The organism is Pseudomonas sp. HMSC063H08, assembly GCF_001813645.1.
In the GTDB taxonomy this organism is placed as follows: domain Bacteria; phylum Pseudomonadota; class Gammaproteobacteria; order Pseudomonadales; family Pseudomonadaceae; genus Pseudomonas; species Pseudomonas aeruginosa.
Genome location: NZ_KV813619.1, coordinates 200,524 through 214,040, shown reverse-complemented (window position 1 = coordinate 214,040; position 13,517 = coordinate 200,524). Strand labels below are relative to the sequence as shown.

General features: G+C 66.7%; 13 protein-coding genes. 9 read left to right on the top strand and 4 right to left on the bottom strand.

The window, feature by feature from the left end; all coding sequences use genetic code 11:
* Positions 1–29 precede the first annotated feature (29 nt).
* A complete protein-coding gene (locus HMPREF2924_RS30415; RefSeq protein WP_003119360.1) occupies positions 30–956 on the top strand; it encodes a DMT family transporter in 927 nt (308 codons plus the stop codon).
* 3 nt (positions 957–959) lie between these two features.
* Here HMPREF2924_RS30415 and HMPREF2924_RS30410 read toward each other — a convergent pair whose 3' ends face one another.
* Positions 960–1,676: a tRNA-uridine aminocarboxypropyltransferase gene (locus HMPREF2924_RS30410; protein WP_003129964.1), complete on the bottom strand. Its 717-nt coding sequence runs from the start codon at positions 1,674–1,676 to the stop codon at positions 960–962.
* Between the two features lie 258 nt (positions 1,677–1,934).
* On the opposite strand from HMPREF2924_RS30410, the gene HMPREF2924_RS30405 reads away from it, so the two are divergent.
* From HMPREF2924_RS30405 to HMPREF2924_RS30380, 6 genes are all read left to right on the top strand, one after another.
* Positions 1,935–3,026, top strand: a complete 1,092-nt coding sequence (locus HMPREF2924_RS30405; protein ID WP_003129962.1) for an ABC transporter ATP-binding protein — start codon at positions 1,935–1,937, stop codon at positions 3,024–3,026.
* Positions 3,027–3,030: 4 nt separating this feature from the next.
* On the top strand, positions 3,031–3,924 hold the full coding sequence (locus HMPREF2924_RS30400; RefSeq protein WP_003092241.1) for an ABC transporter permease: 894 nt from the start codon (positions 3,031–3,033) through the stop codon (positions 3,922–3,924).
* Positions 3,917–4,687 (top strand): ABC transporter permease, encoded by a 771-nt coding sequence (locus HMPREF2924_RS30395; protein WP_003129959.1) that lies wholly within the window; start codon positions 3,917–3,919, stop codon positions 4,685–4,687. Before HMPREF2924_RS30400 ends, HMPREF2924_RS30395 begins: the two co-directional genes overlap by 8 nt.
* Positions 4,688–4,775: 88 nt before the next feature.
* Positions 4,776–5,840: a polyamine ABC transporter substrate-binding protein gene (locus tag HMPREF2924_RS30390; protein ID WP_003129956.1), complete on the top strand. Its 1,065-nt coding sequence runs from the start codon at positions 4,776–4,778 to the stop codon at positions 5,838–5,840.
* 175 nt (positions 5,841–6,015) lie between these two features.
* Positions 6,016–6,426 carry a quorum-sensing-regulated virulence factor family protein gene (locus HMPREF2924_RS30385; protein ID WP_003092248.1) on the top strand — a complete coding sequence of 137 codons (411 nt, stop codon included), beginning with the start codon at positions 6,016–6,018 and terminating at the stop codon, positions 6,424–6,426.
* 18 nt (positions 6,427–6,444) lie between these two features.
* Positions 6,445–6,666 carry a DUF3820 family protein gene (locus tag HMPREF2924_RS30380; protein WP_003092249.1) on the top strand — a complete coding sequence of 74 codons (222 nt, stop codon included), beginning with the start codon at positions 6,445–6,447 and terminating at the stop codon, positions 6,664–6,666.
* A gap of 123 nt (positions 6,667–6,789) precedes the next feature.
* On the opposite strand, the gene HMPREF2924_RS30375 is transcribed toward HMPREF2924_RS30380, so the two are convergent.
* Positions 6,790–9,195 carry a phosphoketolase family protein gene (locus HMPREF2924_RS30375; RefSeq protein ID WP_003129954.1) on the bottom strand — a complete coding sequence of 802 codons (2,406 nt, stop codon included), beginning with the start codon at positions 9,193–9,195 and terminating at the stop codon, positions 6,790–6,792.
* 179 nt (positions 9,196–9,374) lie between these two features.
* Here HMPREF2924_RS30375 and HMPREF2924_RS30370 point away from each other — a divergent pair, with 179 nt between their 5' ends.
* Together HMPREF2924_RS30370 and HMPREF2924_RS30365 are read left to right on the top strand one after the other, a co-directional pair.
* Positions 9,375–10,778 (top strand): MBL fold metallo-hydrolase RNA specificity domain-containing protein, encoded by a 1,404-nt coding sequence (locus HMPREF2924_RS30370; RefSeq protein WP_003129952.1) that lies wholly within the window; start codon positions 9,375–9,377, stop codon positions 10,776–10,778.
* Between the two features lie 82 nt (positions 10,779–10,860).
* Positions 10,861–11,931, top strand: a complete 1,071-nt coding sequence (locus tag HMPREF2924_RS30365) for an LOG family protein (protein WP_003092255.1) — start codon at positions 10,861–10,863, stop codon at positions 11,929–11,931.
* 21 nt (positions 11,932–11,952) lie between these two features.
* Here the strand turns inward: HMPREF2924_RS30365 and recX are convergent, their stop codons facing one another.
* Entirely contained in the window at positions 11,953–12,414 is a 462-nt protein-coding gene (gene recX, locus HMPREF2924_RS30360) for a recombination regulator RecX (RefSeq protein ID WP_003098485.1), read from the bottom strand.
* Positions 12,415–12,419: 5 nt separating this feature from the next.
* Positions 12,420–13,460 (bottom strand): recombinase RecA, encoded by a 1,041-nt coding sequence (gene recA / locus HMPREF2924_RS30355; protein WP_003092260.1) that lies wholly within the window; start codon positions 13,458–13,460, stop codon positions 12,420–12,422.
* Positions 13,461–13,517: the final 57 nt, after the last annotated feature.

Here is a 13,517-nt window from a genome sequence, read left to right as displayed (position 1 = left end):
CTTTTCAAACACCCCGGCTTGCTGGCAGAGTGGCGGACCCTCCCCGCCCCGTCGAGCGAGCCATGCGAAGCCAAGCCCTGCGTGCCGATGTCCTGATGCTGATCACCGCCATGATCTGGGGGGTGTCGTTCGTCGCCCAGCGCCTGGGGATGGACGCCATCGGACCGTTCCTCTATACCGGCCTGCGCTTCGTCCTCGGTGCCCTGGTGCTGGTGCCACTGCTGATGCTGCGCTCGCGACGCGACGGCGCGCAACCCTTCAATCGCGGACAGTTGCTCGCCGGTGTGATCCTCGGCGTCGCCCTGACCACCGGGATCAACCTGCAACAGGTCGGCCTGCTGTTCACCAGCGTGACCAACTCCGGCTTCATCACCGGGCTCTACGTGATCGTCGTGCCGTTGCTCGGCCTGCTGTTCGGCCAGCGCACCGGCGCGGGCACCTGGCTGGGGGCGTCGCTGGCGGTGCTCGGCATGGCCCTGCTGAGCATCGGCCCGGGCTTCCAGGTCGCTTCCGGCGACTGGCTGCAACTGGCCGGCGCGGTGGTCTGGGGCGCGCACGTCCTGCTGGTAGGCCTGTTCGCCAGCCGCTACGACCCGATCCGCCTGGCCTTCCTGCAGTTCGCCACCTGCGCGGCGGTCAGCCTGCTGCTGGCACTGGTCTTCGAGGAAATCCACTGGGACGCCATCGTCCAGGCCGGTCCCGCCCTGCTATACGGCGGCCTGCTCGGCGTCGGCACCGGCTTCACCCTGCAGGTGGTGGCGCAGAAGCACGCCATCGCTTCCCATGCGGCGATCATCCTGTCCCTGGAAGCGGTGTTCGCCGCCATCGCCGGCGCCCTGTTCCTCGCCGAGACCCTGCACCTGCGCGGCTATTTCGGTTGCGCGCTGATGCTGGCGGGCATGCTGGTGGCGCAGTTGTGGCCGCGCAAGCTCGCCGCCGAAGCGCGCCCGGCCTGACACTCAGCCACGGAACGGCGCCAGGGCACGGTGCGCCGGGCTGGCCTCGTCCAGCGGAATGTGCCGCTTGGCGCCCAGGTAGCGCTCGCTGAACACCTCCAGGTAGGCGCCGAGCGCCTCGCCCGCAGCCTCGTCGCCAGCAAGGTCCAGGCACAGCGCCGCCACTTCGGCGGTGCACAGGTGCTCGCCACGGGTCGAGCGACGCAGGCGATAGCGCGAGAGCTGCTCGGGCAGCAGGCTGAGCACCGGGAACGGCTCCAGGTAAGGACTCTTGCGGAACATCTTGCGCGCCTCGGTCCAGGTCGCGTCGAGCAGGATGAACAGCGGTCGCTTGCCTTCCGCCAGCGGGGCGACCTCGTTCACCACCCGCTCCGCCGCCACGTATTCGCCGGGGAACACCAGGTATGGCTGCCACTGCGGGTCGGCCAGCAACTCCAGCAAGCGCGGGTCGACCTCGGTGCGCGACCAGCCGAAGGCGAAGGTGTCGGCCACGGTATCGGCGATCAGCCAGCCGGTGTTGGTCGGTTTCAGCGCCTCGATGTCGTGCATGACCAGGCACATGCCTGCGCGCGCCTCGACCCGCGGCCGCCAGGCGCACATGCAATAGCTCGGCAGCAGCCGACAGCCTTCGCAGCGCGGCATGCGCGAACCGCGCGCGACGAAGGGTTTCAGGCTGCGCGCCAGGCGCTCCTGGCGCAAGCGGGAAACGGCATGGCTCATCGGGCAGGCTCCCGATACGGAAAGGACGGGCGAAGGAACATCGAAGACTCGAGGAAACGGGCTGGAAAGCGACCGCGAAATTCTATCAGAGCCCGCGTGGCTCCTGCTTTGTCGGACAACTTCCGAGGCCGCGAAAAAAAATTCTTCACAGGGGCCTCAGACGTCTAGTTAGAGCGGGATGCGATCCCTATAATCCGCCCCCTTTTTCGACACCGGGCAGCCGGCTCCGCCCGCTGACCTTACTGCCTCTCCAGACGAGTGACGCCCCCCTTGCTCGAGATCCGCAACGTGACCCGCCGCTTCGGCGACTTCACCGCCGTCGACAATGTCAGCCTGACGATCAACACCGGCGAATTCTTCACCCTCCTCGGCCCTTCCGGGTGCGGCAAGACCACCCTCCTGCGCATGCTCGCCGGCTTCGACCAGCCGGACAGCGGCGAGATCCGCCTCAACGGCCAGGACCTCGCCGGCGTCGAGCCGGAGAAGCGCCCGGTGCATACGGTGTTCCAGAGCTACGCGCTGTTCCCGCACATGAGCGTGGCGCAGAACATCGCCTTCCCGCTGAAGATGGCCGGAGTGGCGAAGAGCGAGATCGACGCCCGCGTCGAACAAGCCCTGAAGGACGTGCGCCTGGCGGACAAGGGCGGGCGCATGCCGACACAGCTTTCCGGCGGCCAGCGCCAGCGCGTGGCGATCGCCCGCGCGCTGGTCAACCGGCCGCGCCTGCTGCTGCTCGACGAACCGCTGTCGGCGCTGGACGCCAAGCTGCGCGAAGAAATGCAGATCGAACTGATCAACCTGCAGAAGGACGTCGGCATCACCTTCGTCTATGTCACCCATGATCAGGGCGAAGCCCTGGCGCTGTCGCACCGCATCGCGGTGATGAACCAGGGCCGGGTGGAGCAGCTGGACACCCCGGAAACCATCTACAGCTTCCCGCGCAGTCGTTTCGTCGCCGACTTCATCGGCCAGTGCAACCTGCTCGACGCCACAGTCGAGGCGGTCGACGGCGAACGCGTGCGCATCGATCTCCGGGGCCTGGGCGAGGTCCAGGCGCTGAAATCCTTCGACGCCCAGCCCGGCGAGGCCTGCGTGCTGACCCTGCGGCCGGAGAAGATCCGCCTGGCGCAGAGCGTCACCGCCGACAGCGACGAGGTGCACTTCCGCGGCCGCGTCGCCGAACTGCTCTACCTGGGCGACGTGACCCTGTACATCGTCGAGCTGGAGAACGGCGAGCGCCTGGAAACCCTGCTGCCCAACGCCACGCCCGGCCGGGCCAAGTTCTTCGAGGTGGGCGACGCGGTGGAAGCCGCCTGGCGCTTCGATGCCGGCCACCTGGTCAGGGCCTGAGACGATGAGAAAGAACCTCGGCAAGTGGCTGCTGGTCTGGCCGCCGCAAGCGTATCTGCTGTTCTTCTTCCTGGTTCCGGCGCTGATCATGCTGTTCGCCTCGTTCCGCTTTCCCGGCGACTACGGCGGCCTGGCGCCCTGGATGTACAGCGAGGACGGGCAGACCGTCTACGACCTCAGCGTGGAGAACTACACCCGGCTCACCGAGAGCTGGGTGTACCTGCAACTGTTCGTCAAATCCTTCGGCTACGCCCTGGTCACCACCCTGGCCTGCCTGCTGCTCGCCTACCCGGTGGCGACCACCCTCGCCCGGGCCCCGGCGAAGTGGCGCAACCTGCTGATCCTGCTGGTGATCCTGCCGTTCTGGAGCAACCTGCTGGTACGCGTCTACGCCTGGATGATCATCCTCTCGCCGTCCGGTGCCCTGACCCGCGGGATCAACGCCGCGCTGGACCTGTTCGGCGCGCAGCCGATCAGCCTGATGTTCACCCCGTTCGCGGTGATCCTGTGCATGGTCTACGTGCACCTGCCGTTCATGATCCTGCCGCTCTACGCCAACCTGGAGAAACACGACCCGGCCCTGCTCGACGCCGCCCAGGACCTCGGCGCCGGTCGTTGGCAACGCTTCTGGCGGGTGACCTTCCCGCTCTCGCTGCCGGGCGTGGCCGCCGGCGCGGCACTGGTATTCATCCCGGTGCTGGGAATGTTCGCCATCCCCGACCTGGTCGGCGGTACCGACGGCATCATGATCGGCAACCTGATCAAGAGCCAGTTCCTCGACTCCCGCGACTGGCCGTTCGGCAGCGCGCTGTCGATCGCCCTGACCGGCTGCATCCTGCTGCTGGTCGCCCTCGGCATGGGCGCCGCGCGCGCCCGCAAGGGAGGCGCCCATGCGTAGGCCCTACCTGCTCTGGAGCGCCACCGCGCTGGTGTACCTGTTCCTCTACGTACCGCTGGTGATCGTGGTGCTGTACTCCTTCAACGACTCGCGGCTGAACGCCGAGTGGGTGAGCTTCACCCTGGACTGGTACCGCAAGCTGTTCGGCAACCGCGACATGCTCCAGGCCGCCGCCAACTCGCTGGTCATCGCGCTGGTTTCGGCCAGCGTGGCGACCCTGCTCGGCACCCTCGCCGGGGTCGCCCTGCATCGCTTCAAGCTGCGCGTGCTGCCCCTGCTGGTGCTGACCCCGATCGCCATTCCGGAACTCCTGATGGGGGTCTCGCTGGTGATCTTCTTCATCGGCCTGAACATGAGCCTGGGCATGCTCTCGGTGACCCTCGCGCACATCACCTTCTCGGTCGGCTTCGTCGCCCTGGTGGTGCAGGCGCGCATGTCGGGCATGGACGAAAGCCTCACCGAGGCGGCCCGCGACCTCGGTGCCACGCCCTGGCAGAGCTTCCGCCTGGTGACCCTGCCGCTGATCATGCCGGGCATCGTCGCCGGCGCGCTGATGGCCTTCACCCTGTCCATCGACGACTTCGTGATCACCTTCTTCACCGCCGGCGGCGGCTTCGCCACCCTGCCGACGCAGATCTACACCATGATCAAGATCGCCGTGACGCCCGAAGTGAACGCAGTCTCCACCCTGCTGATGCTGCTCACCCTGGTGCTGATCGTGATCGCCTCGAAACTCTCCCCCAGCGCCATCAAGGGCCATTGATCCGCCGAAACCCGCGGGCCTCCCGGAGAGGCCCGCGGCCTTGCCCTGCTCCGGTTTCCGGAGCCCTGCCACCCCGTAACAAGGAACCATGATGAAAAAGCTGTTGCTCGTCGCAACCCTCATGGCAGGAGCCGCCCAGGCCACCGCCGCCGAGAAGCTGTATCTGTTCAACTGGAACGACTACATCGCCGAGGACACGCTGAAACGCTTCGAGCAGCAATGTGGCTGCGAGCTGGTGCAGGAGTTCTATTCCGGCACCGAGGAAATGATGGCCAAGCTGGCCGCCGGGGCCAGCGGCTACGACGTGATCATCCCGACCCAGAACGCGGTCGAGGCGCTGATCCGCAAGGGCGACCTGCTGGAGCTGGACAAGAGTCGCCTGGCGAACCTGAGCAACGAGGCCGCGGGCTACCTCGACAAGGATTTCGACAAGGGCAACCGCTATTCCCTGCCCTACGCCTTCACCACCACCCTGGTCGGCTACAACAAGACCGAGCTGGACAAACTGGGCATCGACCCCGCCGACTGGTCGGTGATCTTCGACCCGGCGGTCCTGGAGAAGATCAAGGGCAGGGTCACGGTGATGGACGACCCGCAGGAACTGTTCGGCGCCGCCCTGAAGTACCTCGGCCACTCCGCCAACGACACCGACCCGCAGCACTGGAAGGAAGCCCAGGCGCTGATCCTCGCGGCCAAGCCGTACTGGGCCGCATTCAACTCGTCGAGCTATATCAAGGAGCTGACCCTGGGCAACATCTGGGTCGCCCATGGCTACTCCAGCGACATGTACCAGGCCAGGGCCGACGCGGAGGCTGCCGGCCGCGCCTTCAAGGTCGACTTCGCCCTGCCCCGCCAGGGCGCGGTACTGGCCATCGACAACATGGTGATCCACAAGGGCTCGAAGAACCCCGACCTGGCCTACCGCTTCATCGACTTCATGCTCGACGGTCGGAACGCTTCCGAGCTGACCAACCAGATCGGTACCGGCACGCCCAACGCCGCCGCCCTGCCCTTCATCAGGCCGGAAATCAAGACGCTCGCCGCCCTGTTCCCGGACGCCGCCACCCAGGCCAGGCTGGAGCCGCTGAAGGACCTGAACTCGCGCCAGCGACGCGCCCTGAACAAGCTCTGGACCGAGATCAAGCTGCGCTGATCCGCACCGCTATCGACGAAAGGGCGACCCTCGGTCGCCCTTTTGCGTTTCCGTGCCCCGCCCCGAACGCGGTAACATGGCGCCCATTCGCCACCGTCCGTCCCGGGAATGGGCCGACGGAAACAATTCGCCCCCTCCATCGGTCGAATCCGCTTATTGCCCCAGGAGATCTTCGATGTCGCGCTTCATGGCCCTTGCCCTTTGTTTCGTCCTGCCCACCGCCGCCCATGCCGCCTCGCTCAAGGATTTCGAACTGAGCAAGATGCTGGAGAAAGTGGCCAAGGAAAGCAGCGTAGGCACTCCCCGCGCCATCAACGAAGACATCCTCGACCAGGGCTACACCGTCGAAGGCAACCAGTTGATCAATCACCTCAGCGTACGCGCCAGCCACGCCGAGCGCATGCGCTCCAACCCGGACAGCGTGCGCAGCCAGCTCGGCGATAGCGTGTGCAGCAACACCGGCTATCGCCAGTTGCTCGCCCGCGGCGCGATCCTCACCTACAGCTTCACCGAGTACAAGACCAACCAGCCGGTCGCCACCGAACGCTTCGATGCCGGCAGCTGCCGCATCCAGGGCAAGAAGTAAGCGCGCCGCGCGGTCGCCATGCTGGACAAGCAGCATCTGCTGAAGATCGCCAGGACGCCGATGCCGTTCGGCAAGTACCAGGGACGGATGCTGGTCGACCTGCCGGAGGAGTACCTGCTGTGGTTCTACAAGAAAGGCTTCCCGCCCGGTGAACTCGGGCGGCTGATGCAGTTGACCCTGGAGCTGAAGATCGACGGGCTGGACGGGCTGCTCAAGCCGCTTCGTCCCCCCGCTCCGTAGGCGAATGACGTCGCCGACGCTATCCGCCGATACCCCGCCCACACCCTGCCTTCGCCAGACACCCGCCCCCGTTCGGCAGGGCGAATAACGCCACAGACGCTATCCGCCGATACGCAGCCGAACTCAGCGCAACAACGCCGGATCGCCCTTGCCGGCCACCGCCGCCGCTTCCTCCGGGGTCAGCAGCGCGGTGCGCGGCACCTCCATCAAGCGGGCGCAAGCCGCCAGCACGTTGCCCCAGCAGGCGCGGTTGGCGAACTGCATGCCCGCCTCGTCGAGGGTGCCGCCGCGGTTGCGATAGCCGAGTACCGAGGTGCGCCGGGCATCCGGCAGGATCGGCCAAAGATGACCGCGCGCCACTTCCGCGCGCATATGGGTGAGTAGCACGCGGCGCTCATGGCTATCCGGGAACAGTCGTTCCACCAACGCCTCGTCGGCCACCGCCTCGACCTCCCAGCGATCGCGCGGCGCGCGGAAGCGTCCCGGCTCCTGCAGGTAGACCAGCCGGTAGGCCTGCCCGGCCTCGGCCAGGCGCTGCGCGGCGCGGCGCATCTGTTCGAGCTGGTAGCTGCCGTTGGCGATCAGCAGCAGCGGATCGGAGCCGCAGCGCTCCTCGACCAGGATCGCGCCGTCGCGGGCCAGGCGCTCGGCCTGGACGGCGTCGAACGCCATCGGCCGGTCGCGCTTGGGGATCACCAGGCAGGCCAGTTGCCCCCGGCTGCGGTAGATCGTCGGTAGCAGCGCCAGGGCACTGTTGTGATCGGCCGGGAAGAGCACCCGGACCATGTCGCTCATCTCGCCAAGCAGGGCCTCGCAGAAGGTGGTGTCTTGGTGCGACTGCTGGTTCTTGCCGTTCTCCCAGGTATGCGAAGTAGCGACCAGCGGCCAGCCCAGCCAGCCGGCCGGACGCCCGACTTCCTTCTGCTGGCGGGCGAAGATCAGGGTCTGGCGCACCGCGCCGAGCATCTTCACGCAGAACGCCTCGTAGCTGGCAACCAGGTTGAGTCCGCCCTGGTTGGCCAGGCAGGCGGACACCACCGCCTCCTCGTTGAGCGCGGTGATGACCCGACCGCTCACCGATTCCAGTTCGCTCTCCGGCTCGCTGACCCGATGCTTGAGCGCCTTGAGCACGCCGCCGAGGCGGTTGCTGGCCAATTCGTCGGGATTGCCGACCCGGGCGCGCAGGTCGGGGTTGGCCTCCACCAGTTCGGTATAGAAGCGGTCCAGCGCGGCCATCGGCGAGCACGCGTCGTCGCGATAGCGAAGCGGCGGGATGATCGGTTCGATGGGATGGCGCAGGGCCAGCGGGTTGTCCCGTTCGAGGGGACGCTCGCCGCGCTGCTCGGCGAACAGCCGGCGGGCCAATTCGAGAGCCTCAGGCTCGACCCAGAGTTCATTTGCATGCTGGTTGAACAGTTGCCGGGCCTGTTCGTCGTTATGCGGATTGCCCGGCAGCGGCAGGTTGTGCGCGGCGTTGCTGCCGGCGCCATAGAAGCCGAAGCCCTTGACCGTCTCGGCGATGCCGTAGGGAATCGGCAGCGGGTAGCGGAGGATGCCGCTGTTCTTCTCCTGCACGCGCCGCTCCAGGCGCTGCTCCATCTCCCAGAGCGTACAGACGAAGGCGGCCGGGTCGCGCCCATCGAAGCTGATCGGATCGAAGCCGCAGCGGCGCAGATGCAGCTTGAAGCCCTCCAGCCCCTCATGGGTGCCCAGTTCGGTGCGCTGCTCGATGCGCCGGCCATTGGCGATCATCACCGGCAGCGCCGCCCCGCAATCCTCGGCTCGCCACCAGCGCGGAATCCAGTCGCTGCCGCGCTGTTCCTCGGCGGCACCATCGGAGAGGAACGCCACCAGGGTCTCGCCGGGCAGCGGCATGTGCGCATACTGCAATTCGGCGAAGCCGAGGTAGCCGCCCTCGGCGATACCGCCGGCGGTATGCGGATTCACGTGGCTGCCCAGTGGCGCCGCCGGTGCGCCGTTGGGGGCCTGGGCGTAGCCGTAGAAGTCCTGCAGCAAGCGGTTCAGCCCTTCCTCGCCGTCGGCATAGGCGCGCTCCTGCTCCGGGTGCAGGTTGCCGGTGAGGACGTTCAGCGCGTCGATGGCGGCCACGCAATGGCCCTGGCCCATCAGCCAGGCGCGAGTCTTGCCGGTCAGGACGTTGAGTGCCAGATAGCCGGCGTAGGCCGGGACCATGTTCAGGGCTCCGCCGGTGTGGCCCTCGGGCTGTGTCTTGAAATCCTCGGCCTGCAACGGCTGGCCGTCCAGGCGGATGCGCCGGGCGTAGGTCATGTGCACGACGATGCGCAGGGCGCTGGCGGTCAGCCGGTCGAGGGCGCGGAACAGCTGGTAGACGCTGCCCAGGTCCGGTTGCAGCCCGGCTTGGACCAATTGATGAGCGGTGCGGAACACGGCGGCGCGGGTCTCTGCGCTATGCTGGAGCGGACCATGGCCTTGCAGCCACGCGGCAAACGCCGGCTCGGCCGCCGCATGGGCAAGCAACTCGTCCTGACTGGGCAGAATCTGACTCATGGTGGGTAGCCTCCCTAGTGGTGCCTTGCAGTCTAGGCAGCACACGGCAAAGGGCGCTGACCTGCATCAAGCACCCCGCCCCCGATTCGTTCACCCTGGCCCTGTACGAAGGTTCCATGGCATTCCACGATCCCCGAAAGGTATCGGGGTGTCGACAGAGCTCTGACGGAGGAGGCTCGATGGCATCACTGACGTTTCTAGGCGCCGCCCAGGAGGTCACTGGCTCCTGTTATCTGCTGGAAACCCTCGATGGCGTGAAGGTCCTGCTCGAATGCGGCATGCGCCAGGGGCGCCGCGAAGCCGACAACGGCAACCGCGCGCCCTTCCCCTTCGATCCCGCGAGCATCGACGCGGTGGTCATCTCCCACGCCCACCTGGACCACAGCGGCCTGCTGCCGCGCCTGGCGGCCGAGGGCTTCAAGGGCCCGATCTTCGCCACCGAGGCCACCTGCGAACTGCTGGAACTCATGCTGCTGGACTCCGCGCACATCCAGGAAAAGGACGCCGAGTGGGAGAACCGCTGGCGCAACCGGATCGGCAAGCCGAGCATCAAGCCGCTGTATACCCAGGCCGACACCGAACGCGCGCTCAAGCTGCGCCGGCCGATCAGCCTCGGCAGCACAGTGGCGGTCGCTCGCGGCGTGCGGGTGACCTTTCACAACGCCGGGCACATCCTCGGCTCGTCGATCGTCGAAGTGCAATTCCACGACCAGGTGCAACCGCGCCGCCTGGTGTTTTCCGGCGACCTCGGCAACACCTGCTCGCCGTTGATGCGCGCGCCCTCGCCGCTGAGCCGGGCCGACGTGGTGATGCTCGAATCCACCTACGGCGATCGCGATCACCGCGACAGCAACGACACCCTGGAGGAACTGGCGGCGATTCTCGACCAGGCGCATCGCGACGGCGGCAACGTGCTGATCCCGTCGTTCGCCGTCGGTCGCACCCAGGACCTGCTCTACTACCTCGGCCGCTTCTACCAGGAGGGCCGCCTGCCTCAACAGGCGGTATTCCTCGACAGCCCGATGGCCGCCCGTGCCAATGGCATCTACCTGCGCCACAGCAACGAGTTCGACGACCGCGACCGCGAGTACATTCGCGGCACCGGCACCACCCGCCTGGAGGAATGGCTGCCGGTCCTGCGCGTCACCCGCAGCGCCGACGAGTCGATGGCGATCAACCGGATCAAGAGCGGCGCGGTCATCATCGCCGGCAGCGGCATGTGCACCGGCGGCCGTATCGTCCATCACTTCAAGCACAACCTCTGGCGCCCGGAATGCCATGTGGTATTCCCCGGCTTCCAGGCGCGCGGCACCCTGGGTCGCAACATCGTCGACGGCGCCAGCGCGGTTCGCGTGTTCCACCAGCGCATCGCGGTCAAGGCGCAGATCCATACCCTCGGCGGCTTCTCCGCCCACGCCGGGCAATCACAGCTGCTCGACTGGGTCGCTCACTTCGCCCACCGTCCAGCGCTATACCTGATACATGGCGAGCGGGAAAAGATGGAAGCGCTGCAGGGCGCGATCCGCGAGCGTCTCGACTGGGATGCCGAGATACCGGAACCCGGCGAACGCATCGAGATCTGAGCCGCCGTCCGCAACTGTCACGCAGTCCGTGGCAGTATGCGGATGACCGCCTGTCCAGGGTGGTTGTAGAAGGAGTATGCGAATGCCCTACGAAGCCGATGACTATCTTTCCCGGCACTTCCAGACCAGCGGCACCGACCTGGCGCGGAAGGTCGACGAACTGGCGGCCCTTGCGGCTCCCGGCGACAGCCCCAATCTCGCGCTCTACCGCGAGATGCTCTTCACCGTGACGCGCATGGCCCAGGCCGACCGCAACCGCTGGGACGCCAAGATCATGCTGCAGACCCTGCGCGAGATGGAGCATGCCTTCAGCGTCCTCGAGCAGTTCAAGCGGCGGCGCAAGGTCACCGTGTTCGGCTCGGCGCGCACGCCGGTCGAACATCCGGTCTATGCCCTGGCGCGCAAGCTGGGCGAGGAACTGGCCCGCTACGACCTGATGGTGATCACCGGCGCCGGCGGCGGCATCATGGCCGCCGCCCACGAAGGCGCCGGGCTGGAGAACAGCCTGGGCTTCAACATCACCCTGCCCTTCGAGCAGCACGCCAACCATACGGTGGACGGCAGCGGCAACCTGCTGTCGTTCCACTTCTTCTTCCTGCGCAAGCTGTTCTTCGTCAAGGAAGCCGACGCCCTGGTGCTCTGCCCCGGCGGCTTCGGCACCCTCGACGAGGCGCTGGAAGTGCTGACCCTGGTGCAGACCGGCAAGAGCCCGCTGGTGCCGATCGTGCTGCTCGACCAGCCGGGCGGCCGCTACTGGGAACACGCCCTGGAGTTCATGCAGGAACAGTTGCTGGAGAATCACTATATCCTGCCGGCCGACATGCGCCTGATGCGCCTGGTGCATTCGGCCGAAGACGCGGTGAAGGAAATCGCCCAGTTCTATCGCAACTTCCACTCCAGCCGCTGGCTGAAAGGCACTTTCGTTATTCGCCTGAACCACGCCCTGAACGAAGCCGCGCTGGCGCACCTGCACGAACACTTCGCCAGCCTCTGCCTGAGCGGCGGCTTCCAGCAGCAGGCCTACAGCGAGCAGGAACAGGACGAACCGGAGTTCCGCAACCTGACCCGCCTCGCCTTCGTGTTCAACGGGCGCGACCAGGGGCGTCTGCGGGAATTGCTGGACTACATCAACCTGCCGGAAAACTGGGACTGAAGCTGCCGCTCCGGCACGCGCTCAATCGTCGCTGCGACCGTTCAACAGGCGGCTGATCGACTCCATGGAGTAACCCCGGTACGCCAGGAAGCGGCCCTGCTGGGCCTTTTCCCTGGCGTCCTGCGGCAGGCGGGCGAACTTGCGGCGCCAGACCTCGCGCAATTGCGCACTCCAGTCGACCTCGCAGGCACCCAGCGCCCTTTCGATATCGGCGCGCGGCAGACCGCGTTGCGCCAGTTCCTCACGGATGCGCAACGGCCCATGGCCGCTACGGGCGCGACTGGCGATGAAGCTTTCGAGATAGCGGGATTCGTCGAGCAGACCTTCCTCGGCCAGGCGGTCGAGGGCAGGATCGATCAACTCGGCAGACGCGCCACGCTGGCGCAACTTGCGGGAAAGCTCGGCGCGCCCGTGCTCACGGCGCGCCAGCAGATCCATGGCCGCCCGCCGCACGGCGACGGGCGTATCGAGCACGATCGCCATTGGCCTCAATCGGCTTCGGCGTCAGCCACTTCTTCGGCGTCGGCCTTCACCGGGCCGCTCTTGGCCAGCAACTGGTCGCGAATGGTCTTCTCCAGTACCGAACCGATTTCCGGATTGTCTTCCAGGTACTTGGCGGCGTTCGCCTTGCCCTGGCCGATCTTGCTGCCCTGGTAGCTGTACCAGGCGCCGGACTTCTCGACCAGGCCCAATTGCACGCCCAGGTCGATGATCTCGCCGGTACGGTAGATGCCCTTGCCGTAGAGGATCTGGAACTCGGCCTGGCGGAACGGCGGGGAAACCTTGTTCTTCACCACCTTGACGCGGGTTTCGCTACCCACCACCTCGTCGCCTTCCTTCACCGCACCGGTACGACGGATGTCCAGGCGGACCGAGGCGTAGAACTTCAGTGCGTTACCGCCGGTGGTGGTTTCCGGGTTGCCGAACATGACGCCGATCTTCATGCGGATCTGGTTGATGAAGATGACCAGGCAGTTGGCGTTCTTGATATTGCCGGTGATCTTGCGCAGCGCCTGGGACATCAGGCGTGCCTGCAGGCCGACGTGGGCGTCGCCCATCTCGCCTTCGATCTCGGCCTTGGGTACCAGCGCGGCCACGGAGTCGACGATGATCACGTCGACCGCGTTGGAGCGCACCAGCATGTCGGTGATTTCCAGGGCCTGCTCGCCGGTGTCCGGCTGGGAGACCAGCAGGTCGTCGACGTTGACGCCCAGCTTGCCGGCATAGTCGGGATCGAGCGCGTGCTCGGCGTCGACGAAGGCACAGGTGGCGCCCTGTTTCTGGGCCTCGGCGATCACCGAGAGGGTCAGGGTGGTCTTGCCCGAGGATTCCGGACCGTAGATCTCGACGATCCGGCCCTTGGGCAGGCCGCCGATGCCGAGGGCGATGTCCAGGCCCAGGGAGCCGGTGGAGATGGCCGGGATCGCCTGGCGCTCATGGTCGCCCATGCGCATGACCGCGCCTTTGCCGAATTGGCGTTCGATCTGTCCCAGGGCCGCGGCCAGGGCGCGCTTCTTGTTCTCGTCCATTGAAGTCCTCGCGAAGTCAGGGCGGCCGGACGGCCACGAACAACTGTATAAGTAGAC